The organism is Lentzea sp. NPDC037011, assembly GCF_055607425.1.
In genome coordinates, this window is sequence record NZ_JBVJRT010000013.1 from 171,850 (window position 1) to 195,489 (window position 23,640).

Below are 23,640 nucleotides of genomic sequence, written 5' to 3' on the forward strand. Positions count from 1 at the left end.
GTCCGCTAGAGCCAGGACGGGACTTCCAGGATCTCCAGCACCGCGGCGGTCCAGACGTAGCCGGCGCCGGAGGACTGCAGGACGACCAGGTCACCCGGCTTCGGGTCGCGCTCGGCCAGCACGTGGTCGAGGCCGATCGCGATGTCCGCGGTGCCGACCATGCTGTACTGCTTGGCCCAGTCGTAGGTCGTGGAAGCGCGGTCGACCCCCAGGAGACCGCAGATCCCGTGCGTGACGATGGTCTCCGCGAGCTGCTGGTGCAGGAAGAACCGCGCGTCCGCGAGCTCGATCTCCGCTTCGTACAACGCCATCTTGAGCGAGTGCCGCACCCCGCCGCCGATCCGCGCGATCATGTCGTCGAGGTCGACGTCGGCGTTGCGCAGGAAGTCCTCGACACCGCTGTTGAGCTGCAGGGTCCGGCCGTCGAGGAACGGTCCGGTGGTCCACGGCTGGAACCCGCGCGACATCTGCTCCAGGGTGGAGTCGGCGTGGGAGTGGATCGAACGGACCCGCGCGAAACCGGAGCGGTTGGACAGCACCAGCGCCCCCGCGCCGTCGCCGTTGACGTTCTGCTCCTCCGACGCCCACCGGTCGAAGTACGGCAGGTGGAACGCGTCGCCCGCCGTCACGAGCGCGGCCGAGGTGTCCCGGTGCGACGACAGGTAGGACGCCGCGAGGTCCACCGCGGCCATGAAACCGTTGCAGCCCTGCTTGACCTCGAACGCGGGCCCGGTGCCGCCGACGGTGTTGGCCTGCACGTAGCTCGCCGGCGTCCAGAGGTCGAGCCCCTGGTGCGACAGGGAGGCGTGCACGGTCAGGCCGAAGTCCAGCGGGCTCAGGCCGGAGCGCTCCACGGCTTCCAGACCGGCTTTCGCCGCCATGACGGGACCGGTCTCGCCCGGAGCGGCGACGCGCAGCTCCCGGTAGCCGTTCATGGCCTTCTTCTCTTCCGTGTACCGGCCGGCCGCGATGGCGTCGTCCACCGTCTCGACCTGCTCGGGCAGGTATGTGCCCACACCGGCGATGTACAGGTCATTCCACCGCATGTCGAACTCCTAGGCTGCCTGGTCCAGCTGCTTGGCGACGGCGCGCGCCGTCGGGTCCTCGTAGAAGCTGCGCAACGGGACGCGGACGCCGTACCGCTCGTGGAGCTGCTTGACCAGCTTCGACGCGAGCAGTGAATGGCCCCCCAGGTCGAAGAAGTGGTCCTGCGGCTCGATCCCCGGCACTCCGAGCACCTCCCCGAACAGGTCGCAGAGCTCTGTCTCCCGATCTGTCACGGCGTCCTCCCTGTCAGCCCTTGAGTAATGAGAACTTTGCGTTGCCCGGGTCGAGATGGGCTTGGGCCGCAACGGAAAACACCGCGTTCGAGCCGTTCTGGAGTTTGCGCCGAGGGAAGTCGTCCACGGTTGCGCGCGTCCGTCGCAAGCAACCCGGGTTGGGAGCCACACAGATGCAGACGTTCACTCCGAAACGGTCGACCGCCCTCGTGCGCGCAGCAGCGGTCACAGCCGTGGTCCTGCTCGCGTTAACGGGCCTGACCACGGCCGCGAACGCGACGGGCTGCACACCGGTCGGCAGCTGGACCGGTCACGTGACCCGCACGGACGGGGACCACCCGACCAAGCTGGTGTTCAAGGCCAACGGCAGCGTCTTCCTCACCAACGAGCAGAACACCACCACCAAGGGCTCGTGGTGGTGGACCGGCGCCACCACGTTCCACTACAAGTTCCGCGGGGAGAAGGTCTACGACGAGAACGGCGCCTACTTCGCCTACGTCGACTTCGACCAGGACGCCGTCCAAAGCGGACCGAACGGCTTCACCAGCTCCGGCCCGTCGACGTTCTTCCTCGCCGACGGCACGAACCTGGGCACGTCGGCCATCACGTTCACGATGACGCGGGTCTGACGCGCGGCCGGAGCCGGGGCAGGTCCGCCGCCCCGGCTCCGGCACGGGGTCACACCAGGAACGAGGCGTGCTCCTCCACCCACTGGCGGAACGTGCGGGCCGGCTTTCCGGTGATCCGCTCGGCGGTCGCGCCGGTCTCCGCAGGGACACCGACCGCGGCCTCCCACTGGTTCAGCAGCGAGGTCAGCACGGGCGGCGGCACGAAGGCGCTCATCTGCGCCTCACCCTCCTCGCGGGTCAGGCCGTTGACCACGAGCTCGCGGCCGAGCACCTCGCCGACGATCTCCAGCTCCCGCCGGAACGTGAGCGACTCCGGCCCGGTGAGGTCGACGACCTCGTCCTCCAGCTTCTTCTCCGTCAACGCGACCACGGCCACGTCGGCGATGTCGTCCTCGTGCACCGGGGCGACCTGCGCCTCGGGGAAGACCTGGTCGATCGTGTCGCCGGCCTGCAGCGCGTAGCTCCAGCCGAACGCGTTGCTCATGAAGGCACCCGGCCGCAGGATCGTGTAGGTCAGGCCCGACGCGACGACGGCCTCCTCCACGACCTTGTGGTGGTGTGCCAGCGGGTCCTCGTCGGCGCCCGGGAGGCCGACGGTGTTCGACGACAGCAGCACGACGCGCTCGACGCCCGCCTTCTCGGCCTCGTCGAGGAACTGCGTGATGCCGTCCGGCTCCGCGTAGAGCAGCACCTTGGAGACACCGGCGAGGGCCGCGACGAACGTCGCCTGGTCGGTGAGGTCGAGGGCGACGGTCTCCACGCCCTCGGGGACGTCGAGCTCCGCGGGGTTTCGGCCGGACGCGCGGAGGCTGTGACCCGCCGCGTAGAGCCGCTGGAGCACGCGGCGGCCCACGTTGCCGCGCGCTCCGGTGACGAGGATGGTCATGGTTGATCTCCAGAATGGGGATGGTTCGCCTGGATGGCCGATCACGCTCAGCGTCCACTCGGTCACTCGAACCGCGCTGGACCGGGGTTCAGGCCACCACTCCTAACGTGCGGAAACATCCCATGAGCGTGAGGAGCGCACGGTGGTCACCTTTCCCGTTCCCGGATCCAGCTACCGCGGTCCGGCGCCGGAGTTCGCGCGGTTCCGCGCGACGAGCCCGGTCGTGCGCCTGCCCGCCGCCGGTGGCGGCCACTGCTGGGTCGCCACCACGCAGGACGCGGTCCGCGCCGTTCTCGACGACGTGCGGTTCTCCCGCGCGGCGTCCTACGAACCGGGCGCGCCGGTGTTCCCCGGTCTCTTCCAGGCACCGCCAGGCATGATCATCTCCCTCGACCCGCCCGTGCACACCCGGCTGCGCGACCTGGTGTCGCAGGCGTTCTCGGTGGACCGGGTCGAGTCCATGCGACCGAGAATCCAGCAGCTGGTGGGAGAGTTGCTGGACCGCGCCGACGACGAGGCCAGGCAGGGACCGGTCGACCTGCTGGGGACGTTCACGTTCCCGCTGGCCATCACCGCGATCAGCGAGCTGCTCGGTGTGCCCGCCGCCGAACGCGACACGTTCGCGCGGCTGATCCGGGAGTTCGCCGCCGTGGACGCACCGGAGGTCGCGGCCGCGGCGGGGGAGCAGCTCGGCGAGTACATGGCGGCGCTGGTGTTCGGCAAGCTGCGCGCCCCCGGCGACGACGTGCTGTCGGCGCTGACGCAGGTCCGGATCGGCGACGACGGCCTGGCGGTCGACGAGCTGATCGGCCTCGGCTACACGCTGCTCGGCGCGGGCGGCGACTCCACGGCGTGCCACCTCGCCAGTTCGGTGCTGACCCTGCTCGGCCACCACCGCGACGGGTGGGTGCGGCTGGGCGGGCACCCGGAGGAGGTGCCGGCCGCGGTCGAGGAGCTGCTGCGCTGGATCGCGTTGTCCACCAACGACACCACCGGCCTGCCGCGGATCGCCGCGGAGGACGTCGCGTTGTTCGGGGTCACGATCCCCAAGGGCGACGCGGTGTTCGTGTCGACGAGCTCGGCCAACCGCGACGAGACCCTGTTCGCCGACCCGGACGTGCTCGACCTCACCCGCACCGGCAACGCGCACGTCGCGTTCGGGCACGGCATCCACCGCTGCCTCGGCGCCCCGCTGGCCCGCATCGAGCTGACCGCCGCGCTGGAGGAGCTGACCCGGCGCTTCCCGGCCGCCCGGCTCGCGGTGCCGGAGGAGGAGCTGCGGTGGCAGCGCGCCGACATGAACCACCGGCTCGTCGAGCTGCCCGTGGACCTGCACGGCAAGGGTTTCTGACACACGAAGAACGGCCCCCGGAAAGCTTTCCGGGGGCCGTTCTCGTTGTGCGGCTACTTCTTGCGGGGTACGGCGAGTGCCGCCAGCGCTCCGCAGAAGGTGAAGACGCCCGCACCGAGCAACGCGAGCCCGTACCCGGACCCGAGCGAGTGCCGCAACGGTTCACCGGCGGCCAGCAACGAGTCCGCACGGGCCGACGACATCGTCGCGAGCACGACCAGGCCGATCGCGCTGCCCATCTGCCGGATCGTGTTCAGCAGCCCGGACGCGAGGCCCGCCTGCTCGCGCGGGACACCGGACGTGGCGGCGTTCGTGGTCGCGTTCAGCACCGCGCCCATGCCGAGGCCCAGCACCGTCGTCGGCACGAGGATCGTGCCGAGGAACGTCGACGTCTCGTCCGCTGTGGACACCCACAGCAGGCCGGCGGTCGCCGAGAGCAGCCCCGCGAGCAGCACCGGCCGCGGTCCGATCCTCGGGACGATCCGCGCCACGCCGAACCCGCCCAGCGCGATGCCGATCGACAGCGGCAGGTAGCCGAGGCCGGTCGCGAGCGCGCTCAGCCCCATCACCTGCTGCAGCACCAGGGTGAGGAAGTAGAAGGTGCTGAACAGGGCCGCGATCGCGAAGAACGCCACGACGTTCGTCGCGGTCACCGAGCGGTTGCGGAAGATGCCGAGCGGCATCAGCGGGTGGGCCGACACCGTCTGCTGGCGCAGGAACAACGCGAACAGGACCACGGAGAGCGCGAGCGACCCGGCGACCTGCCAGGAGCCCCAGCCCAGCTCGTGCGACTGCGCGATGCCGTAGACCAGTGCCATCAGGCCGATCGTCACGGTGATCGCACCCGGTACGTCGAGGCTCTTGCGACCCCCGTTGCTGGGTGTCTCCGGCACGGCGCCGCGGATCATCGACACCAGTGCGATGCCGAGCGGCACGTTGATCAGCAGCACCCACCGCCAGCCCAGCGACTCGGTGACGATGCCGCCGAGCAGCACGCCGACCGCGCCACCCGTGCCGGACACCGCGCTCCACCAGCCGAACGCCTTCGCGCGGGCGGTGGGGTCGGTGAACGTGGTGCCCAGGACCGTGAGCGAGGCCGGTGCCATCACGGCCGCGCCCAGGCCCTGGAAGCCGCGGGCCGCGATCAGGGTGCCGGGCGAGGTCGCCATGCCGCCGACGGCGCTCGCGACCGTGAACAGCGCGGCACCGAGCAGGAACACCCGGCGCTGCCCGAACAGGTCGGCGAGCCGCCCGCCCAGCAGCAGGAAGCCGCACACCGCGATGGTGTACGCGCTGTTCACCCACTGCAGGTCGTGCCGCTCGAACCCCAGGTCCTCGTAGATCGAGGGCAGCGCGACGTTCATGACCGACGCGTCCAGCACGTTCATGAACTGCGCCAGGCAGCACACCGCCAGAACGAGCCCGAGCTTGGCACCGGGCCTGTTCAGCGTCGCCGTCATGCGCGCACCAGCCGGAAGAACGTCCGCAGCTCCTCGACCAGGACGACCGGGTTCTCCAGCGCGGGGAAGTGACCGCCGGACGGCATCTCCCGCCAGTAGCGCAGGTCGGTGAACCGGTGCTCGGCCCACGCCCTGGGCATCCGCGCGTCGGCGGGGAACACCGAGAACCCGGTCGGCACGGACACCTGCGTCAGCGGCGACTTGTTGTAGCTCTCCCAGTACAGCCGGCCCGAGGACGCGGCGGTGGCGGTGAACCAGCACACCGACACCATGTCGAGGATCCGGTCGCGGGGGATGATCTTCTCCGCGTCACCGTCGTGGTCGCTCCAGGACCAGTACTTCTCGCCGGCCCAGCCGAGCTGGCCGACGGGGGAGTCGGTGAGCCCGTAGGCCAGCGACTGCGGCTTGGTGTTCATCACCGCCGCGTACGCGGACTCCTTCGCGGCGAACTCCTTGAGCGCACCCAGGCCCTCGTAGTCCCGTTGCGTCAGCTGGACCTCCGCCTCGGGGGCGGACGCGAACGGCATGACGAGGTGGATCGCCTCGACGTGGTCGGGCGCGATGTGGCCGAGGATGCCCGTGATGAACGAGCCCCAGTCGTTGCCGTGCGCGTAGAACCTGTCGTAGCCGACACGTCCCATCAGCGTGACGAGGGAGGCGGCGATCTTCTCCAGCGTCCAGCCGGTGCCGGTCGGCTTGTCGCTGAAACCGTAGCCGGGCAACGAGGGCGCGACGACGTGGAACGCGTCGGCCGGGTCCGGCGGGTTGGTCAGCGGCTCGATGACGTCGAGGAACTCGGCGACCGAACCGGGCCAGCCGTGTGTGAGCAGCAACGGCTTCGCGTCCGGGTGCGGGGAGCGGGCGTGCAGGAAGTGGATCCCGACACCGTCGACCTCGGTCTTGAACTGGGGGACGGCGTTCAACCGGGCCTCGGTGGCGCGCCAGTCGTAGACGTTCGCCCAGTACTCGGCCAGTTCCTTGGCGTAGGCCAGCGGCATGCCCTGCGACCAGTCGTCCACGGTCTCCGCGTCCGGCCACCTGGTCGCCGCCAGTCGCCGGGTGAGGTCCGCCAGTTCGGAGTCGGGAACCTCGACCCGGAACGGCACGAGTGCAGTGTCCATGGCGCGAAGGTAGGGACGAAACCTCGAACCCCGGTCGACATCCGGGTTTCGAGCCGCCTTCGAGGTGCGCGGAGCAGGGTTCGGCGCGAGGCCAGGCCGAAATTTCCCGGAGGTGTCCCGTGCTGCCCCTTGAACTGGACGAGGAGTTCCCGTTCAGCGGTTCCTCCTACCGCGGCCCGGACCCGAAGTACGACGAGCTGCGCGCCACGTGCCCCGTTGCCAAGGTGCGCACCAACACCGGCACGCCGACCTGGGTGGTCACCGGCTACTCCGACGTCCGCGCCGGGCTCGCCGACCCCAGGCTGAGCCGCGCGTTGACGTGCGCCGAGGGTGCTCCCCAGGTCGGCGGCGCCATGACCACCACCCCCGAGATGATCATCTCGCTGGACGGGTCCGAGCACTCCCGGCTGCGCAAGCTCGTGATGGGCGCGTTCACCGTCCGCAAGGTCGAGGCGATGCGCGCGGGCGTGCAGAAGGTGTGCGACGAGCTGCTGGACGCCGTCGAGCTCGACGGCGGGCCGGTCGACCTCGTCGAGAAGCTCTGCGTCCCGTTGCCGCTCACCGTCATCGGTGACCTGCTCGGCGTGCCCACCGAGGACCTGAAGATCTTCGAGACCGACGCGCGGGCGTTCGCGACGTTCGACGAGAACGACCCGGAGGCGCCGATGCGGGCGTTCGGGCGGCTCGCCGGGTACGTCATGGGCCTGATCGCGCAGAAGCGCGAGAAGCCCGGCCAGGACATGCTGTCCGACCTGATCTCCGCGCGGGACGACGACGACAAGCTCAGCGAGCAGGAGCTGGTGACGTTCGCGTTCACGCTGATCGGCGCCGGCTTCGACACGGCAGCCAACCAGATCTCCAACTCGGTGCTGGCGCTGCTGCACGACCACCCGGACACCTGGCGGCGCCTGGTCGCCGACCCGTCGCTGATCCCGGCGGCCGTCGAGGAGCTGCTGCGGCACGTCAACCTCTTCGCCACCGACACCACCGGGTTCCACCGCATCGCGGCGGAGGACCTGGAGCTCGGCGGGCAGAGGATCGCGAAGGGCGACGCGGTGTTCTTCGTGCTGTCGTCGGCGAACCGGGACGCCGCGGTCTTCGAGAACCCCGACGTGCTCGACATCGACCGCGCCACCAACCCGCACATCGCGTTCGGGCACGGCGTGCACTACTGCCTCGGCAAGCAGCTGGGGCGCATGGAGATGGCGATCGCCATCGAGGGCCTGACCCGCCGCTTCCCGGACCTGCGGCTCGCCGTGCCGTACGAGGACCTGAAGTGGCACCAGGGCGAGATCAACCACTCACTCGTCACCTTCCCCGTCACGTGGGGGCTGGAGAACCAAGGAGAGTCATGAGCATCCCCGAGAAGCAGTGGGAGGTCAGGCTCGCCAAGCACGTCGAGGACGACCTGACCCCCGAGCACTTCGACCTCGTCGAGGTGGCCGTCCCCGAGATCGGCGACGGTGAGGTGCTGGTGCGCGTCGGCTACGTGTCGGTGGCGGCCGCCTTCAAGGAGTTCATGCGGGCCGACTGCCAGATCCCCGGCGTGCCGCCGTGGAAGGTCGGCGAGCCCGCCGGCGCCGGTGGCGTGGGCACCGTGGTGAAGTCGAACAGCCCCGACCTCGCGGTCGGCGACCTGGTGCAGTCGTTCGGGCCGTGGCAGGAGTACTGGTCCGGGCCCGCGCAGCAGTTCATCAAGCAGAACCCGCACCACGTGCCGTCACCGGTGTACTTCCTGTCGCAGGGCCCCACCGCCTACTACGGCATGGCGACCATCGCGCAGGCCGGTGAGGGCGACGTCGTGTTCGTCACCGGCGCCGCCGGCGGTGTCGGGTCGCTCGCCGGGCAGATCGCGAAGGCCCGCGGTGCCAGGGTGATCGGCTCGGCCGGCTCGCAGGCCAAGGTCGACTGGCTGGTGAACGAGCTGGGCTTCGACGCCGCGTTCAACTACAAGGACGGCCCGGTGGCCGACCGGCTGCGCGAGCTGGCACCGGACGGCATCAGCGTGTTCTTCGACAACGTCGGCGGCGAGCAGTTCGAGGCGGCGGTCCAGGCCGCCCGCCCGCACGCCCGGTTCGCGCTGTGCGGTGCGCTGGCCAACCAGGCCGGTGGCTCGGCCGAGCACCCGCGGCTCGACCTGATGACGGCCATCACGAAGCACCTGGAGATCCGCCCGTTCGCCTGCTACCACCTGCCGGAGCAGATCCAGGACTGGGTGGTCCACTTCGGACAGTGGTTGCAGGAGGGGAAGTTCGTCTTCCCGCACACGATCGTCGAGGGCGGGGTCAAGGCGGCGCCGCAGGCGTTGCTGTCGCTGCTCTCCGGCGCCTACACCGGGAACGTGACGGTCAGGTTCTCCTGATCGCGGTGATCCTGACGTGCGCCGTGCGGATGGTGCTGCCATCCGCACGGCGCACTGTCGTGATCCCGGTGCTGACGAACGCGTCACCGCTCAGCACGGCGTCCTGGGCGATCTCGACGGTGCCGGGCGGTTCGGCCATCTCCTCGGTGATCCGGTAGGAGAACGTGCCGGGCCCGGTCGCCGTCCAGGTGCCGGATCCCGTGCCACCGCCCAAGAGCGTGGCCGTGCCGTCGTCCGCGAAACCGAGCTCGCTGAAGGACTCGCCACCCGGCCGGCCGACCCGTGCGCGCCATCGTCCCGTGATGTCCATGCCCCACAGGGTTTCCGTCACTGCTGGACCTGGACTCAAGGAACACCGAGCAGGGTTGGCGGCGACTGCTCTTACAGGAGAGAAAGAAGCTGGAGGCGTCATGTCGGACGCACCATTTGCCGGACAGCAGGTCGTCGTGACGGGTGGGGGAACCGGCATCGGCCGCGCGGCGGCGCTGGCGTTCGCCGACCTCGGCGCCGCGAACGTGATCATCACCGGCCGCCGCGAGAACCGGCTCACCGAGGTCGTCGCGCTGCACCCGGCCATCACCGCCGTGGTCGCCGACGTGACCACCGAGGAGGGCGCGCAGAAGGTCGTCGACGCCGTGAAGCTCGGTGGCGGCAAGGTCGACGTGCTCGTGCACAACGCCGGGATCTTCCGGTTCACCCCGGTCGCCGGTTTCGACCTCGGCACTGCCCGCGACGTGCTGGAGACCAACCTGGTCGGCCCGCTGGTGCTGACCGCCAAGCTGCTGCCGCAGCTGACCTCGCCCGGCGGCAGCATCGTGTTCGTCTCGAGCAACGCGGGCCACATCGCCGTGCCCGGCGGCGGCGTGTACGGCGCCAGCAAGGCCGCCGTGGACAGCCTGGTGCGCAGCTGGGCGCTCGAGCTCGCCCCGCAGGGCATCCGCGTCAACGCGGTCGCGCCCGCCGCCGTGCGCACCGAGGTCTACGCGGCCAACGGCCTGAGCCCCGAGGAGGTCGAGGGCTACTTCGGCTTCCAGGCCTCGCAGACCCCGCTGGGGCGCACCGGTGAGGTCGACGACGTCGTCCCGTGGATCACCCGCTTCGCCGAGCCGGCGAGCTCGTGGGTGACCGGTCAGATCATCACGCTCGATGGCGGCGCTGACCTGGCGTGAGCCAACCCGAACCAGGAGGAACCGAAAGATGACCAGCAGCGCCACCGAGCCCGGTGTGGACACGTTCCCGTACAAGCGCCAGTGCCCGTTCACCCCGCCCGCGCAGTACGCGCAGATGGCGGAGGAGGACGTCGTCGAGGTCACGCTGACCGGGTCCGGCCTGCGGATCTGGACGATCAGCGGCTACCACACGATCAAGCAGCTCCTGACCGACCCGCGGATCAGCGCCTCCCGCAAGCACGACAACTTCCCGTTCTACTTCATCGCGCCGCCGGAGTTCCGCACCGAGACGTCGTTCATCGGCTACGACAACCCCGAGCACACCAAGACCCGGCGCAAGGCGGCGGTGACGTTCACCAACCGCCAGGTGAAGCGGCTGCGCGGGCGCATCCAGGAGATCGTCGACGAGTACATCGACAAGATCCTCACGATGACGCCGCCCATCGACTTCCACCGCGAGTTCTCGCTCGCCGTGCCGATGACGGTCATCTGCGAGCTGCTCGGCATCCCGCAGGACGAGCACGACTTCTTCATCGAGCACGGCACCTGCCTGCTGGGCGGGCACTCGACACCCGAGCAGCGCCAGGCGGCGATCGTCGAGGTGAACGCCTACGTCGACAAGCTGATCACGTTGAAGGAGCAGGAGCCCGGCGAGGACCTGCTGTCCAGGGCGATGGCCGAGTACGCGGCCTCCGGCGAGGAGTACACGCGCCGCGACCTGTTCAACATGATCCGCCTGCTGATGAACGGCGGCCACGAGACCACGGCCTCGATGCTGTCGCTGGGCACCGCGGCGCTGCTGGAGCACCCGGAGGAGCTGCAGAAGCTGCTCGACGACCCCGAGGGCATGATCGAGCCGGCCGTCGAGGAGCTGGTGCGCATCGCGACCATCGGTGACACCGCCATCCCGCGCGTCGCGCTGGAGGACATCGAGATCGCCGGCAAGACCATCAAGGCCGGCGACGGCATCCTGTGCCTGGGCCTCAACGGCAACCGCGACCCGGAGGTCTTCCCGGAGCCGGAGAAGCTGATCCTGGAGCGCGGCACCCGCAAGCACCTCGGGTTCGGCCACGGCCTGCACCACTGCATCGGCGCCGACCTCGCGCGGCTGGAGATGCAGCTGGTGTGGACGACGCTGTTCCAGCGCATCCCGTCGCTGCGCCTGGCGAAGCCGTTCCTGGAGATCCCCCGCAAGGAGGGCGCCGTGATCTACGGCCTCTGGGAGCTGCCGGTCACGTGGGACCTGCCCGCGGAGGACTGACCGCACGCGAAAGGGGCCCCGCTCACGAAGAGCGGGGCCCCTTTCGCGTTGCTCAGTCCTTCGGGATGTCCGGGCGCCGCACGTGCCCCGGGATCCGGGTGTGCTTGCTCCGCGGGAGCACGCCGTCGACGAGGTAGTCGTCGACCAGGGCGTCGAGGACCTCGTTGCCCGCCAGCGCGTACACCTCGTGGTCACCGGAGTCCTCGATGACGACCAGCGGGTGGTCCAGCAGCGCGGCGAGCTCGACGCCGCCCTCGACGCGGTCCATCGGGTCGCCGTCGGCCTGCACCACCAGGCCCTTGGGGTAACCGGGCTGCGCGAGCTCCGTCGGCGGTTCGAGGCTCTCGAACGTCCGGAACGCACCGACCCACGGCTGCGCCCGCAGGACCCCGTAGCCGTACGGGTGCGTGGCCCGGTGCTTGCGGACGTCGGCGTAGTAGACCTCCAGGTCCTGCGGCCAGTACGTCTCCAGCGTGATGGCCTCCAGCACCCCGACCCGCAGGTCGCCCTCGGAGTCCTGCGGCCGCCACGTGCCCTGCCCGACGATCAGCGTCTTCGCCTTGTCGAGGTTGCCGTCGCCGAGCGCGGTGTTCAGGTCGCCGATGAGGTAGCCCAGCGAGTCCCACTGCGCCCGGTCCGTGGCCCTGGTGCCGACCGCGCCGTCGAGCAGCGTCCTGAGGTGCACCTGGCCCTGCTCGTCGAGCGCCGCCACGACCTTCTCGACCTCGGCGATGACGTCCGCGGCGTTCGTGCCGAGGTGGAAGTGCCCGTCGCGCTCCGCTGTCCACTCCGCCCACAGCTCGACGTTGCGGTAGACCGCCTCCGCCTGCGTGACGAACTGCTGGCGCCAGGTCCACTGCGGGTTGATGCACGAGTCGAGCACCGTGCGGTCGAGGTGCTCGGGGAACATCGTCCCGTACACCGCACCGACGTACGTGCCGTACGCGTAACCGACGAACGAGATCTTCTCCTCGCCCAGCACGACCCGGACCAGGTCCATGTCGCGGGCGGTGTTGCGGGTCGTGATGTGCGGCCGCAGCTCCCCGCCCGCCTTCTGGCAGCCGAGCTCGCGCAGCCGCATGTCCTCGGCCAGCTGCTCGAACAGCGAGTCCGGCGGCCGGCTGTCGAACGGCGCCTTGGGGATCGTGACCTCGCTGTAGAGCTTGGTCGACTCGCCGTACCCGCGCGGGTCGAACCCGATGAGGTCGTAGGCGGACCTGAGGCGCGCCCCGAAGTGCTTGATCAGCCCCAGTCCGTCACCACCGTCGCCGCCGGGACCGCCGTTGACCGCGAGCAGCACGCCACGCCGCCGCGCCGGGTCGGTGGCCTTCAGCCGGGCGAGCGCGATGGTCAGCCTGGGGCCGTCCGGGTCGGAGTAGTCGCGTGGCACGACGACCGTCGCGCGTTCAAGGCCGTCCTCGAACGGCGGTGACCAGTTCACCTGCTGGTCGTAGAACTCCCTGAGGGGCACGGTGGAACCTCCGCGTGTGGGTGTGCGCCGACACCCCAGCGTCGCAACAGGTCCTTGAACGCCAGCGGAGCAGGAGCGTTCAAGGTGACCTCCACCGGGCGCACAGCGCGACCGCCCAAGGTGGAGCACGTCCGGCGAGCCGCAGATCCGTGGGAGAACTGCCATGCCAAAGATCACTTACGTAGCGCACGACGGCGTCGAGACCGTCGTCGACGTTGCCCAGGAAGACACCGTGATGCGCGGCGCGGTTCTCAACGGTGTCAAGGGGATCGTCGCCCAGTGCGGCGGCGGCGCCTCCTGCGGCACGTGCCACGTGTACGTCGACCCGGAGAACACCAAGCCGTTGGCGCCGATGCACCAGGTCGAGGACGAGCTCCTCTACTTCACGGCCTGCGAGCGCAGGGAGAACAGCCGGTTGAGCTGCCAGCTCCCGGTGACCGAGGAGCAGGACGGGCTCGTCGTGCACATGCCCGAGAAGCAACTCTGAGGCCGAGCAGCAACCCCGAGGGAGAGAAGAGCATGAGCAAGCGACGGGTCGCCCTGGTCACGGGCGCCACCAGTGGGATCGGCCTCGAGGTCGCGCGCAGCCTCGGTCAGCAGGGGCACGCGGTGTTCGTCGTGGCCCGCACCGCCGAGAACGTCACCACCACGGTGAAGCAGCTCAGGGAAGAGGGCTGCGAGGCCGACGGCGCCGCAGCCGACGTGACGTCCACAGAGGACATCCGCGGCGCGGTGCGGAAGGCCGTCGACACGTTCGGCCCGGTCGAGATCCTCGTCAACAACGCGGGCCGCGGCGGCGGTGGCATCACCGCTGAGCTCGACGAGGACCTGTGGCTGGACGTCATCGACACCAACCTCAACGGCGTCTTCCGCTTCACCAAGGAGGTGCTGAGCACCGGCAAGATGGTGGAGCAGAGCTGGGGGCGGATCATCAACATCGCCTCCACCGGCGGCAAGCAGGGCGTCGTGTTCGCCGCGCCCTACTCGGCCTCCAAGCACGGCGTCGTCGGCTTCACCAAGGCCGTCGGCATCGAGCTCGCCAAGTCCGGCATCACCGTCAACGCGGTGTGCCCCGGCTACGTCGAGACGCCGATGGCCGGCCGGGTCCGCCAGGGCTACGCCAACCACTGGGGTGTCAGCGAGGACGAGGTCCTCGAGAAGTTCAACGCCAAGATCCCGCTGGGTCGGTACAGCACGCCGGAAGAGGTCGCCGGTCTCGTGACGTACCTGACGACGGACACCGCGTCCTCGATCACCGCGCAGGCGCTCAACGTCTGCGGCGGGCTGGGCAACTACTGACATGCGCGGCGAGTCGGTAGTCGTCGTCGGGGCCGGGCAGGCGGGCTGCCAGGTCGCGGTGTCCCTGCGCGAGCAGGGGCACCGCGGCCCCATCACCCTCATCGGTGACGAAGCCCAGAAGCCCTACCAGCGGCCCCCTCTCACGAAGGCCTACCTGGCGGGGGAGACCGACCTCGCCGGGCTGGTGCTGCGGCAGGACTCCTACTACGAGGACCACGGCATCAAGCTCGTCACCGGCGAGCGGGTGCTGGGCGTCGACCGGTCCGCACGGGTCGCGGTGCTGGGCTGTGCGCGCACCATCGGCTACGACCACCTGGTGTTCGCCACGGGGGCGCGACCGCGGCCGTTGTCCATCCCCGGCGCCGAGCACGTGCTGAACCTGCGCTCGGTCGCCGACGCGGACGTGCTCCGGCAGCGGCTCGACGGGCAGGTCGGGCTCGACGTCGTCGTCATCGGCGGCGGGTTCATCGGCCTCGAGCTCGCCGCCGTGGTGCGCAAGCTGCGCCACGAGGTGACCGTCGTCGAGACGCAGCCGCAGGTGATGCAGCGCGCCGTCACACCGGAGACCGCGCGGCAGCTCGTCAACCGGCACCGGTCGGAGGGCGTGCAGGTCCTGACCGGCCGGGGCGTCGCCGCCGTCCGGGAGGGCCTCGTCGAGCTGACCGACGGCACGGTGCTGGTGGCCGACCTGGTCGTCGCCGGCATCGGCGTCCTGCCCAACACCGAGGTCGCGCAGCGCTCCGGGCTCGCCACCGACAACGGCATCGTGGTCGACGCGCACCTGCGCACCGTCGACCAGCGCGTGCACGCCGTCGGTGACTGCGCCCGGTTCGCCAGCACGCTCACCGGCGGGCTCACCCGCCTGGAGTCCGTGCAGAACGCCACCGACCAGGCCACCTGCGTGGCCGGGGCGATCCTGGGCAGCGCCGAGCCCTACACCGCGCTGCCGTGGTTCTGGAGCGACCAGTACGACGTGAAGCTGCAGATCGCGGGCCTCACCGAGGGCCACGACCGCGCGGTCACCGTCGGCGACCCCGCGGAGGGCCGGTTCTCGGTGTTCTGCTTCCGCGGCGACAAGCTGGTCGGTGTCGAGGCCTACAACAAGCCGATCGACTTCATCATGGCCCGCAGGGTCCTCGAGGGCGGCAACACCCTCACCCCCGAGATCGTCGCGCGGCCCGGGTTCGACCTGCGCGGCAGCCTGCAGCGGGCGGCGTGAGCCGTGCCGTCCGCGGACCCGTCACAGCCAGCCGGCGTCGTCGGCGATGCGGATGGCGTCCACCCGGTTGCGGGCGTTGAGCTTGGTCATGGTCGTCGTCAGGTAGTTGCGCACCGTGCCGACCGACAACGACAGCGCGGTCGCGATGTCCGGCGCGTCGGCACCGTTGGCCGCGAGCCGCAGCACCTCCAGCTCGCGGTCGGTGAGCGGGCACTCGCCGCGGTCCCACGCGGCCAGTGCCAGCTGGCTGTCCACGACCCGTTCCCCCGCGGCGACGCGGCGGATCGCGTCGGCGAGCTCACCGGGCGGCGCGTCCTTCAGCAGGAAACCGTCCACCCTGGCCGCCAATGCCCGCCGCAACGTCCCCGGCCGGCCGAGCGAGGTCAGCATCAACGTCCTGACCTGTGGCATCGACTCGCGGATCGTCGCCGCGGCACTCAGCCCGTCGAGGATCGGCAGGTCGATGTCGATCACGCAGACGTCCGGGCCGTGCTGCCGCACCGCCGGCACGATCTTGTCGCCGGAGCTCACCTCGGCCACGACCTCGATGTCCGGTTCGAGGTTGAGCAGCGCGATGAGAGCACCGCGCACCATGTGCATGTCCTCCGCGAGCAGAACCCTGATCATCGCGCCCCTCCGCGCGACACCATATCCCCCGGCGTTCATGTCGCGCTCCACGCCACATCAAGGCCACCCGGCAAGGGTGAGGACAGCTGCCTTGCGAAGGGATGCGCCATGGAACGCAGCGTCAACGTGACAGTCGTGTACTACTCCTCGACGGGAACGATCCACCGGCTGGCCACGGAGATGGTCGAGACGGCGGAGAAGCACGGCGCTGAGGTGCGGCTGGTGCGCGCGGCGGAGCTGGCGCCCGCCACGGTCGTCGAGTCGAGGCCCGCCTGGAAGGCGCACCTGCTCGACACCGCCGACGTGCCGATCGCGGCCGTCGACGACGTGCTGTGGGCCGACGCCGTCATCCTCGGCACGCCCACCCGCTTCGGCAACGTCTCGGCGCAGCTCAAGCAGTTCATCGACACCCTCGGGCCCGCGTGGTTCAGCGGCCTGCTCGCGAACAAGGTCTACAGCGCGTTCACCTCGGGCGGCAGCACCCACGGCGGCATGGAGACCACGCTGGTGTCGATCTACAACATGGTCTGCCACTTCGGCGGGATCATCGTGCCGCCCGGTGGCGACTTCAACCCCTACGGCACGTCCCACGTGCTGGGTGCGGACAACCGGCCGGTCTGCGACGTGACGTTGCGGGCGGCCGGGGTGCAGGCAGAACGCGTCGTGCGGGTCGCCCGCGCGCTGAAGGAGGTCTGACCGCGGTGCGAGTGAAGGACATCTTCGTCAGTGGCAGCGGGGTGCGCCTGCCCGCGACGCTGTCGGTCGCGGACGCGATCGCGTCGGGGGAGTGCGAGCCGAAGCTCGTCGCGCGCACGGACGTCGAGTCGGTGGCCGTGTCCCCGACCGAGTCGGCGGCCGAGATGGCGGTCGCCGCCGCCCAGGTCGCGCTGGAACGGGGCCGGTCGGGACCGGCCGACATCGACCTCATCCTGCACGCCACCACCTACCACCAGGGCCAGGACCTGTGGCCGGTCGGCTCCTACATCCAGCGCGAGACGGTCAGGAACTCCTGCCTGGCGCTGGAGATCCGGCAGATGTCCAACGGCGGTATGGCCGCGCTGGACCTCGCGGTGTCCTACCTGGCGGCACGACCGGGCCGCGATGCCCTGCTGACCACGTCGGACCGCTTCTGCCTGCCCGGCATCGACCGGTGGCGCACCGACCCGGGCACCCCGTACGGCGACGGCGCTTCCGCGATCGTGCTGACCAGCAGGGGCGGGTTCGCGCAGGTGCTCTCGCTGGCCATCAACGCCGACTCCGACCTCGAACCGCTGCACCGCGGCGACGTGCCGTTCGGGCTGGCGCCGTTCTCGCACCGCATCCCGGTGGACTTCGAGGAGGCCAAGCACACGTTCAGCCGCGAGTTCGGCCTGTCCTACGGCATCAACAAGGCCAACGCCGGTCAGGCCAGGGTCGTGGAGGAGGCGCTCGCCGACGCCGACATGAAGCTCGGCGACGCCGACTGGGTGATCCTGCCGCACTTCGGCCGCCGCCGGCTCGACGTGAACTACCTGCGCCCCTACGACCTCGAACCGGAGCGCACCACGTGGGAGTGGAGCCGCACGGTCGGGCACCTCGGCGCCGGTGACCAGTTCGCGAGCCTCGACCACCTGGTGCGGAGCGGCAAGGCGAAGTCCGGTCAGCGGATCGTCATGTTCGGCGTGGGCGCCGGCTACAGCTGGGGCTGCGCGGTCCTGGAGATGCTGTGACCGGCAGCCGGACCCCGGTGAGCTCCCGGTAGACGCGCTGTCCTCGGCGGGTGACCTGCACGCAGGTCACCCGCCGATCGCATGTCCACTTGTTCCGGTGTGCGGCCGAGGTGATCAGGTGCCGAACGACGGGAGACCGAGCGGAGGCCGCCTCAGCTGACCGGCAGCGGGATCTCCGCGCGCAACCGGAACTTCTGGTCGGGCAGCAGGCCCGCGTGCAGGTCACCGCCGAGCGCGCGGACGCGGGTGGTGAGGTTGCCGATGCCGCTGCCGTCCCGCGACCTGCACGCCGTCTCCGGGATGCCGTCGTTGACGATGTCCATCCGCACCAGCTCCGGCGAGCTCGACAGCACGATCTCGCAGTGCTCGGCCTTGCTGTGCCGCAGCAGGTTCGTCACGCCCTCGCGCAGCACGGTCGCGAGCGTCACCTTCACGTCCTTGGGCAGCTCGTCGCACGCGTCGATCCGCACGGTGACCGCGATGTCGGCCGCGGTCAGCAGCGCCTGCGCCGACTGGGTCTCCTCGTCGAACGACAGCTCGCGGTAGCTCAGCGCCACCGACCGCACGTCCGCGAGCGCCTGCCGGGAGATCTCCAGCACCTCGGAGAGCTCCTGCCGGGCCCGGCCGGGGTCGAGGGTGACCAGCCGGTGCGTGAGCTCGCTCTTCAGCGTGATCGCGGAGAGGCTGTAGCCGAGCAGGTCGTGCAGGTCGCGTGCGAACCGCAGCCGTTCCTGGGCGACCGCCGCCGTGGCCAGCTCCTCGCGCGCCTCGTGCAGCTCGGTCACCATCGACCGCAGCCGGGTCAACGCGTAGAGCACCAGCCCGTGGTTCGTCGCGGCGATGATGCCGTACGCCACCCAGGCACCGGTGAACCCGGTCGCGGTGTAGACGAAGTACTGGCCGCCGACGACCGCGAGGAACGCCGCCCAGCCGTACGGGCGGGGGAGCAGCAGCGCGGCCGACCCCGCGAGGAAGCCCGGCACGCTCATCAGCGCGTTCCCGTACAGCAGCACCGGCACGTACACGCAGACGGCCAGGCCGGCGAGCACGGCGACGGTGCTCGCGAGGTTCAGCCGCTTGTGCGGACGGCCCACGACCGCCACGACCAGCCCGACCACGCCCGCGGTGCCGAGCACCTCGGCCGCCATGCCCGGCAGCCCGATGCGCGGCAGGTCGAACGCCACCTGCGCGAGCGACATCAGGCCGTAGCCGACCACCACCGCCGTGAACAGCACCTGCGCGAACCGGGTCGCCATCGGCGTTCCGGCGAACCTGCGGGTCCGCGACGGTTCCTCCGGCCGCGGCTCGGCCGGCACCTCGGCGTGCAACCGGTGGGTGCCGGCGTCCACCTCGGCGCGCAGCGACCCGCCGATCGCCGTGGCGCGGGTGGCGAGGTTCGCCAGGCCGCTGCCGCGGTCGGTGCCCACCTCGGCGGTGGCGCCGTCGTTGACGATGTCGATCGACACCACCGGCCCCGTCCCGGAGACGGTGATGGTGCAGCGGGTGGCCTCGCTGTGCCGCAGCAGGTTCGTCACGCCCTCGCGCAGCACCGTGGCGAGCACGGTCCGGGAGCGCGGGGACAGCTCGGCGAGGTCGGTCTCGATGGTCGTCGCGACGCCCGCCGCGGTGAGCACGGACCGCGCCGACTCGATCTCGTCGGCCAGCGACAGCTCGCGGTAGCTCGACGCCACCGCACGAACGTCCGTCAACGCCTCGCGGGCGATGCCCAGCACCTCGGCCAGCTCGCGCAACGCCCGTTCGGTCTGCTCACCGATCAGCCTGCGCGCCAGCTCCACCTTCAGCGTGATCGCCGACAGGCTGAACCCGAGCAGGTCGTGCAGGTCCCGCGCGAACCGCAGCCGCTCCTGCGACACGGCGAGCTCCGCGAGCTCGGACCGGACCGTCTCCAGCTGCTTGACCAGCGACGGGAGCCGTGACAGGCCGTACACGACGAGGCCCGCGACCAGCGGTGACAGCACGTAGTAGGCCAGCGAGGACGGGCTGTCGACGTAGGCGGCCTGGATCGCGCCGTTGCTGAGCGCGACCACGCCGAAGACGACCCAGCGCACCCGGCCGGGCAGCACCAGCAGCGCACTGCCCGCGAAGAACCCCGGCATGCCGGCCCAGGCGGAGTGCAGCAGCGGCATCGGCGCGTACACCAGCGCCGCCATCGCCCCGAGCGCCAGGTAGGCCTTGCCGGAACGCAGGTTCGCGCTCGGCCGGGAGAACACCCGCAGCTGCAGGAACCCGATGGCGAGCAGGCAGGCGAGCGCACCCGCGGTCCACGCCGGCTCCACACCGGTCTGCAGGACGGAGATGAACGCGTTGCCCAGGTAGTTGGCGAAGACCACGCTGATGACGACGTACGCCAGACGACGGGACACCGATGAGCGTTCCAGTCGTTGCGTCACAGCGGCTCCCACACGAGGTTCGGGACGCGGCCATGATACGGGCGGGACCTGTGCGGGTCCCGGGTTCCGGCTCGCCGATCGGAGCAACATGACCCGTTCAGCCCTCTGTCGCGACCACGAGCCCCGCACCGGCCAGGTAGGCGACGACGTCGGCGACCAGCTCCGCGTCGACCTGCAGCGCCTCCGCGACCTCCACGACGGTGCTGTCGGCGGCGAGCAGGGCCTTCGTGATCTCGGTGGCCGGCGCGCTGTGCAGGATCACCTGGTAGGGCTGACCGGGGCACGCCAGGGCCTGGTCGCCGTTCAGCCGTTCGATCTCGGTGCCCGGCCGCACGCCCACGACCGCGCGCTCACCGAGGTGCGGGAGCGTGAACACCGCGTCACCGGTCACCGCCACGACCGACAGGATCGGGCCGGCACCGTCGTTCAGCCCGAGCGACGGCACGACGCAGCCGCCCAGCTGGTCCAGCGTGCTCTTGAGCTTGCGCCAGATCAGGCACGGCCCCGAACCGGTCTTCCAGCGCACGAAGTTGTCGTGCAGCGCCGAGATGTTCTCCAGCGCGACCGGTCCGAGGCTCATCCGGTGCAGCGCCTCGCGCACCAGCGGACTGGTGTCCGCGAGCTCGATGGCGCCCCACCGGCCGTGCACGGTCAGCGTCTCGCTCCCCTCGTCCACGAAGGCGTCCTCCAGCAGCGACCACAGCGGGCGCCCGGACGGGACGTGCGACTGCGTGGTCACCACGGCGCCTCCGCTCTGCAAGGTGCTCACATGAACAAGGGAATCGGGTTGAGCTCGTCGTAACTCCTGGGCCGGGCCAGTCGTCCCAGTTGTACAGGTACGTCGTAGAGCCGCCCTTGAGCGAACCTCGACCAGAAGTGCCGCAGTCCCGGCACGACCACCCGCACCACCGGGAGTCCCACGTCGGGACGGGTCTGGTCGAGCACGAGCAGCTCCATGCCCTTCGCCTCCAGCACGTCCTGGATCGCCCGGATGTCGTCGAGCAGGTCCGGCCGGTGGACGTAGGTGTGGAACCGCGGTGCGCGGGCCGGTACGTCCGGGTCCGGTGCCAGGTAGGGCTGCTCGGCCAGGCGCGCGGTCTCGAACCAGCGCCGCATGTCGACGTCGAACCGGCACATGTCGACCGGGTCGCACACCATCGGCATGCACTGGTTGAGCTCGGTGAGCGCCCGGCGCGCGGCCAGCCGCGGGTCCAGGTGCGCGCCGCAGCCGAACATGATGTCCTCGCGCGGCCCGCTCGTGCGGCGGGACACCGCGACCATGGTGGGCACGCCGAGGTCGGAGGTGACGTCGAGCAGCCACACCTCACGGCCCAGGCCCGCGTGCACCGCGCGCAGCTCGTCGATCCACGGGTCGCCGAACGCGTCCAGGTCCATGCCCGGCACCGGCGTGCGGTTGTACCACCAGATCGACACGGCGTCGCGTTCCACGAGTTCCAGCAGGCCTTGCAGCACCGCGTCCTCCACGCTGCTGCCCGCGGCGCAGCCGTTGGAGTTGGACGTGACACTCGGCGGACAGGGGGCGCCGAAGTAGAGCAGGCCGGTGGGCAGGAACCTGTGGCGCTGACCGGTGAGCGACCACAGCGGCGTCCAGTCCATCACCTCGTCCTCGTCGAACGGGGCGGTGACGTGCTGGAACGACGAGTGGTCCGCGTTCCACTCCTGCCGGGTCGCGTACTGGCGGGGGTGGTAGAGCTGCACCGCGTCGGGGTGCAGTGCGGCGGTGCCGAGCGAGCGGTAGCTGCCGCGGACCGCGGCCTCCTCGCCGAAGTACGCGCCGCTGCGGCGTTCCACTGCCTCGCACAGCGCGCCGACCTCGGCGTCGAGCGGCGTCACGCCCTTGCCGCCGCTGTCCGCGCGCAACGCCGACCGCAGGCCCTCAAGGCCCTCGCCGGCCGCGGCGATGTTCGTGCCGGACTGGTAGGAGTTGAAGAATGCGGGCCCCGTCTCGTTGCGCCGGATCTCCTTGATGATCCCGGTGACCGGGCCGACCAGGTGCCGGTAGGTGTCGAGCACCTCCTGCGGCGACGACGACCGGTGGCCGCCACCGTCGCAGGAGCGCTTCACGCGGCTGAACAGCTCGACCGGCTCGAACGTCCTGCGGGCGACGATCCCGGGGTCACCGCAGCCCTGGCACTGCGGGCGGGCCCGCACCTCGTGCTGGGTGACCTTCATGGTCAGGCTGTCGTAGCTCCAGATGGACCGCTGCTCGGGTGGCCGCAGGCCGGCGAGCCACTTGGTGGCCTCGACCGCGGCGGTCTCCAGCGCCATGTGCACGAGCGACGGCAGCCCGATGGCCGGGCGCGGCGCGGGACCGGTCTGCCCGCAGCGGGCCCGGATGTGGGCCTCCGCCTTGCGGTTGGCCGACAGCCGCACGGCCAGGCAGCGCCAGCACGGCCCGTCGCCGGGGGTGAAGAACGGGCCCACGCACACCTGCGCGCCGACCGGTTTGACCAGCAGCCACGGGATGCCCGCGGCGCGGTGGGCCGCGTCGATCTCGCGCAGCTCCGGTGCCAGGTAGTCCGCGCAGACGACGACGGTCAGGTCACCACCGCCCGGGGTGATCGCGAGTCCGTTGCGCTGCAACGCCCGTTCGAGCGGCTCGTGGTCGATGTCGCCGACCGCGACCACGGAGACGAGCGACGTCGTCGTCGCCGCCACCGCGTCACACGGGTCGAGGCCCGCCGCGTCCCAGTAGGCGAGCGCGGCCTCGGTGCCGGCCGAACCGTCCTGGCCGCCCCGCCTGCTGATCAGGCCGGCGGCGGTGAGGCGCTCGAGCATGCGCGCCACCTTGTCGGCGGTCAGTTCGGCGGGGACGTCGCGCAGCAGGCCCGCGAGGTCGCGGGTGCCGTCGAGGAGGTGGGCGAGCGTTTCGACGTGGGTCCCCGCAACAGCGGTCACCCCTGACTCGCCGATCAGGTACACCGCCTCACCGCGCACGATCTGCGGCTGGAGGTGTCGTTTGAAACCGATCTTCTCGTCGCCCGGTTCGGCCAGCTCGTGTCTCATGCCGCGAGGACCTCGTCGTAGGCCGTGTACTGGCTGCCGACGACGCAGGTGCCGCTGCTGCAGCAGCTCCAGATGATGATGTCCATCGAGGCCTCACGGTCGAACTGGTAGATCTTCATGTCGTCGGAGTCGTCGGTGGCAGGACTGACGGAAGCCAGGTGCTCCACGGTGGCGGTGGCGGACATCTGCATCTCCGATGTTTGCGAGTCGGCTGATGTGGGTAATCATGCGGACCTGCGGTAATGGGTCGGTAGTTACCGGCTAATGCGCAGCGGTATGAAGTTTTCATACCCGTCATGGGTCGAACTCATCTGAGATCGGGGACCTCCGCACTAACGCCCGCGCGTTGGGCCGAGCA

The 23,640-nt window shown here is 70.5% G+C and carries 23 protein-coding genes; 11 read left to right on the plus strand and 12 right to left on the minus strand.

What is annotated here, in order from left to right:
* Positions 1 to 5 precede the first annotated feature (5 nt).
* Positions 6 to 1,046 (minus strand): ketoacyl-ACP synthase III family protein, encoded by a 1,041-nt coding sequence (locus ACZ7CH_RS34000; protein ID WP_360397315.1) that lies wholly within the window; start codon positions 1,044 to 1,046, stop codon positions 6 to 8.
* A 9-nt stretch (positions 1,047 to 1,055) separates the two neighbouring features.
* A complete protein-coding gene (locus ACZ7CH_RS34005; protein ID WP_360397317.1) occupies positions 1,056 to 1,280 on the minus strand; it encodes an acyl carrier protein in 225 nt (74 codons plus the stop codon).
* A 173-nt stretch (positions 1,281 to 1,453) separates the two neighbouring features.
* On the opposite strand from ACZ7CH_RS34005, the gene ACZ7CH_RS34010 reads away from it, so the two are divergent.
* Positions 1,454 to 1,909, plus strand: a complete 456-nt coding sequence (locus tag ACZ7CH_RS34010; protein WP_470375798.1) for a hypothetical protein — start codon at positions 1,454 to 1,456, stop codon at positions 1,907 to 1,909.
* 49 nt (positions 1,910 to 1,958) lie between these two features.
* On the opposite strand, the gene ACZ7CH_RS34015 is transcribed toward ACZ7CH_RS34010, so the two are convergent.
* On the minus strand, positions 1,959 to 2,795 hold the full coding sequence (locus tag ACZ7CH_RS34015) for an NAD(P)H-binding protein (protein ID WP_470375799.1): 837 nt from the start codon (positions 2,793 to 2,795) through the stop codon (positions 1,959 to 1,961).
* 142 nt (positions 2,796 to 2,937) lie between these two features.
* Here ACZ7CH_RS34015 and ACZ7CH_RS34020 point away from each other — a divergent pair, with 142 nt between their 5' ends.
* A complete protein-coding gene (locus tag ACZ7CH_RS34020) occupies positions 2,938 to 4,146 on the plus strand; it encodes a cytochrome P450 (RefSeq protein WP_470371835.1) in 1,209 nt (402 codons plus the stop codon).
* Between the two features lie 53 nt (positions 4,147 to 4,199).
* Here the strand turns inward: ACZ7CH_RS34020 and ACZ7CH_RS34025 are convergent, their stop codons facing one another.
* The gene (locus ACZ7CH_RS34025) at positions 4,200 to 5,606 is read right to left on the minus strand and encodes an MFS transporter (RefSeq protein ID WP_360397325.1); all 1,407 of its coding nucleotides are present in this window, start codon (positions 5,604 to 5,606) and stop codon (positions 4,200 to 4,202) included.
* Complete coding sequence (locus ACZ7CH_RS34030; protein ID WP_470371834.1) at positions 5,603 to 6,727, minus strand: epoxide hydrolase family protein; 1,125 nt, start codon at positions 6,725 to 6,727, stop codon at positions 5,603 to 5,605. Before ACZ7CH_RS34030 ends, ACZ7CH_RS34025 begins: the two co-directional genes overlap by 4 nt.
* Positions 6,728 to 6,846: 119 nt before the next feature.
* Between ACZ7CH_RS34030 and ACZ7CH_RS34035 the strand changes: the two genes are divergently transcribed.
* Together ACZ7CH_RS34035 and ACZ7CH_RS34040 are read left to right on the plus strand one after the other, a co-directional pair.
* A complete protein-coding gene (locus ACZ7CH_RS34035; protein WP_360397329.1) occupies positions 6,847 to 8,082 on the plus strand; it encodes a cytochrome P450 in 1,236 nt (411 codons plus the stop codon).
* On the plus strand, positions 8,079 to 9,089 hold the full coding sequence (locus tag ACZ7CH_RS34040) for an NADP-dependent oxidoreductase (protein WP_360397331.1): 1,011 nt from the start codon (positions 8,079 to 8,081) through the stop codon (positions 9,087 to 9,089). Before ACZ7CH_RS34035 ends, ACZ7CH_RS34040 begins: the two co-directional genes overlap by 4 nt.
* On the opposite strand, the gene ACZ7CH_RS34045 is transcribed toward ACZ7CH_RS34040, so the two are convergent.
* Positions 9,076 to 9,420: a hypothetical protein gene (locus tag ACZ7CH_RS34045; RefSeq protein ID WP_470375800.1), complete on the minus strand. Its 345-nt coding sequence runs from the start codon at positions 9,418 to 9,420 to the stop codon at positions 9,076 to 9,078. The genes ACZ7CH_RS34040 and ACZ7CH_RS34045 overlap by 14 nt on opposite strands.
* 79 nt (positions 9,421 to 9,499) lie before the next feature.
* Between ACZ7CH_RS34045 and ACZ7CH_RS34050 the strand changes: the two genes are divergently transcribed.
* Together ACZ7CH_RS34050 and ACZ7CH_RS34055 are read left to right on the plus strand one after the other, a co-directional pair.
* A complete protein-coding gene (locus ACZ7CH_RS34050; RefSeq protein WP_360397335.1) occupies positions 9,500 to 10,258 on the plus strand; it encodes an SDR family NAD(P)-dependent oxidoreductase in 759 nt (252 codons plus the stop codon).
* A 28-nt stretch (positions 10,259 to 10,286) separates the two neighbouring features.
* The gene (locus ACZ7CH_RS34055) at positions 10,287 to 11,519 is read left to right on the plus strand and encodes a cytochrome P450 (RefSeq protein WP_360397337.1); all 1,233 of its coding nucleotides are present in this window, start codon (positions 10,287 to 10,289) and stop codon (positions 11,517 to 11,519) included.
* A 52-nt stretch (positions 11,520 to 11,571) separates the two neighbouring features.
* Here the strand turns inward: ACZ7CH_RS34055 and ACZ7CH_RS34060 are convergent, their stop codons facing one another.
* Complete coding sequence (locus ACZ7CH_RS34060) at positions 11,572 to 12,990, minus strand: alpha/beta fold hydrolase (RefSeq protein ID WP_360397339.1); 1,419 nt, start codon at positions 12,988 to 12,990, stop codon at positions 11,572 to 11,574.
* Between the two features lie 163 nt (positions 12,991 to 13,153).
* On the opposite strand from ACZ7CH_RS34060, the gene ACZ7CH_RS34065 reads away from it, so the two are divergent.
* The 3 genes from ACZ7CH_RS34065 to ACZ7CH_RS34075 are packed head-to-tail and all read left to right on the plus strand — an operon-like array spanning position 13,154 to position 15,508.
* Entirely contained in the window at positions 13,154 to 13,477 is a 324-nt protein-coding gene (locus ACZ7CH_RS34065; RefSeq protein ID WP_360397341.1) for a 2Fe-2S iron-sulfur cluster-binding protein, read from the plus strand.
* Between the two features lie 32 nt (positions 13,478 to 13,509).
* Positions 13,510 to 14,289, plus strand: a complete 780-nt coding sequence (locus ACZ7CH_RS34070) for an SDR family NAD(P)-dependent oxidoreductase (RefSeq protein ID WP_458433787.1) — start codon at positions 13,510 to 13,512, stop codon at positions 14,287 to 14,289.
* A gap of 1 nt (position 14,290) precedes the next feature.
* Positions 14,291 to 15,508, plus strand: a complete 1,218-nt coding sequence (locus ACZ7CH_RS34075; protein WP_458433786.1) for an NAD(P)/FAD-dependent oxidoreductase — start codon at positions 14,291 to 14,293, stop codon at positions 15,506 to 15,508.
* A gap of 21 nt (positions 15,509 to 15,529) precedes the next feature.
* On the opposite strand, the gene ACZ7CH_RS34080 is transcribed toward ACZ7CH_RS34075, so the two are convergent.
* The gene (locus ACZ7CH_RS34080) at positions 15,530 to 16,135 is read right to left on the minus strand and encodes a response regulator transcription factor (protein ID WP_360397347.1); all 606 of its coding nucleotides are present in this window, start codon (positions 16,133 to 16,135) and stop codon (positions 15,530 to 15,532) included.
* 108 nt (positions 16,136 to 16,243) lie between these two features.
* On the opposite strand from ACZ7CH_RS34080, the gene ACZ7CH_RS34085 reads away from it, so the two are divergent.
* Positions 16,244 to 16,831: an NAD(P)H-dependent oxidoreductase gene (locus tag ACZ7CH_RS34085; protein WP_360397349.1), complete on the plus strand. Its 588-nt coding sequence runs from the start codon at positions 16,244 to 16,246 to the stop codon at positions 16,829 to 16,831.
* Between the two features lie 5 nt (positions 16,832 to 16,836).
* Positions 16,837 to 17,844: a ketoacyl-ACP synthase III family protein gene (locus ACZ7CH_RS34090; RefSeq protein ID WP_470375801.1), complete on the plus strand. Its 1,008-nt coding sequence runs from the start codon at positions 16,837 to 16,839 to the stop codon at positions 17,842 to 17,844.
* Between the two features lie 152 nt (positions 17,845 to 17,996).
* On the opposite strand, the gene ACZ7CH_RS34095 is transcribed toward ACZ7CH_RS34090, so the two are convergent.
* The 4 genes from ACZ7CH_RS34095 to ACZ7CH_RS34110 form a co-directional block, all read right to left on the minus strand.
* Complete coding sequence (locus tag ACZ7CH_RS34095; RefSeq protein WP_470375802.1) at positions 17,997 to 20,255, minus strand: sensor histidine kinase; 2,259 nt, start codon at positions 20,253 to 20,255, stop codon at positions 17,997 to 17,999.
* A gap of 97 nt (positions 20,256 to 20,352) precedes the next feature.
* Positions 20,353 to 21,024 carry a hypothetical protein gene (locus ACZ7CH_RS34100; RefSeq protein ID WP_360397355.1) on the minus strand — a complete coding sequence of 224 codons (672 nt, stop codon included), beginning with the start codon at positions 21,022 to 21,024 and terminating at the stop codon, positions 20,353 to 20,355.
* Positions 21,021 to 23,282, minus strand: coding sequence for a TOMM precursor leader peptide-binding protein (locus tag ACZ7CH_RS34105; protein ID WP_458433783.1), 2,262 nt, complete (start codon positions 23,280 to 23,282; stop codon positions 21,021 to 21,023). The genes ACZ7CH_RS34100 and ACZ7CH_RS34105 overlap by 4 nt, the downstream gene beginning before the upstream one ends.
* A complete protein-coding gene (locus ACZ7CH_RS34110) occupies positions 23,279 to 23,467 on the minus strand; it encodes a hypothetical protein (protein WP_360397359.1) in 189 nt (62 codons plus the stop codon). The genes ACZ7CH_RS34105 and ACZ7CH_RS34110 overlap by 4 nt, the downstream gene beginning before the upstream one ends.
* Positions 23,468 to 23,640: the final 173 nt, after the last annotated feature.

Bases quoted from the DNA above. Each gene is read 5' to 3' on its own strand.
- ACZ7CH_RS34000 (WP_360397315.1), bottom strand. From the start codon at position 1,046: ATGCGGTGGAATGACCTGTACATCGCCGGTGTGGGCACATACCTGCCC.
- ACZ7CH_RS34010 (WP_470375798.1), top strand. From the start codon at position 1,454: ATGCAGACGTTCACTCCGAAACGGTCGACCGCCCTCGTGCGCGCAGCA.
- ACZ7CH_RS34015 (WP_470375799.1), bottom strand. From the start codon at position 2,795: ATGACCATCCTCGTCACCGGAGCGCGCGGCAACGTGGGCCGCCGCGTG.
- ACZ7CH_RS34025 (WP_360397325.1), bottom strand. From the start codon at position 5,606: ATGACGGCGACGCTGAACAGGCCCGGTGCCAAGCTCGGGCTCGTTCTG.
- ACZ7CH_RS34030 (WP_470371834.1), bottom strand. From the start codon at position 6,727: ATGGACACTGCACTCGTGCCGTTCCGGGTCGAGGTTCCCGACTCCGAA.
- ACZ7CH_RS34040 (WP_360397331.1), top strand. From the start codon at position 8,079: ATGAGCATCCCCGAGAAGCAGTGGGAGGTCAGGCTCGCCAAGCACGTC.
- ACZ7CH_RS34050 (WP_360397335.1), top strand. From the start codon at position 9,500: ATGTCGGACGCACCATTTGCCGGACAGCAGGTCGTCGTGACGGGTGGG.
- ACZ7CH_RS34055 (WP_360397337.1), top strand. From the start codon at position 10,287: ATGACCAGCAGCGCCACCGAGCCCGGTGTGGACACGTTCCCGTACAAG.
- ACZ7CH_RS34065 (WP_360397341.1), top strand. From the start codon at position 13,154: ATGCCAAAGATCACTTACGTAGCGCACGACGGCGTCGAGACCGTCGTC.
- ACZ7CH_RS34070 (WP_458433787.1), top strand. From the start codon at position 13,510: ATGAGCAAGCGACGGGTCGCCCTGGTCACGGGCGCCACCAGTGGGATC.
- ACZ7CH_RS34075 (WP_458433786.1), top strand. From the start codon at position 14,291: ATGCGCGGCGAGTCGGTAGTCGTCGTCGGGGCCGGGCAGGCGGGCTGC.
- ACZ7CH_RS34080 (WP_360397347.1), bottom strand. From the start codon at position 16,135: ATGATCAGGGTTCTGCTCGCGGAGGACATGCACATGGTGCGCGGTGCT.
- ACZ7CH_RS34085 (WP_360397349.1), top strand. From the start codon at position 16,244: ATGGAACGCAGCGTCAACGTGACAGTCGTGTACTACTCCTCGACGGGA.
- ACZ7CH_RS34105 (WP_458433783.1), bottom strand. From the start codon at position 23,282: ATGAGACACGAGCTGGCCGAACCGGGCGACGAGAAGATCGGTTTCAAA.
- ACZ7CH_RS34110 (WP_360397359.1), bottom strand. From the start codon at position 23,467: ATGTCCGCCACCGCCACCGTGGAGCACCTGGCTTCCGTCAGTCCTGCC.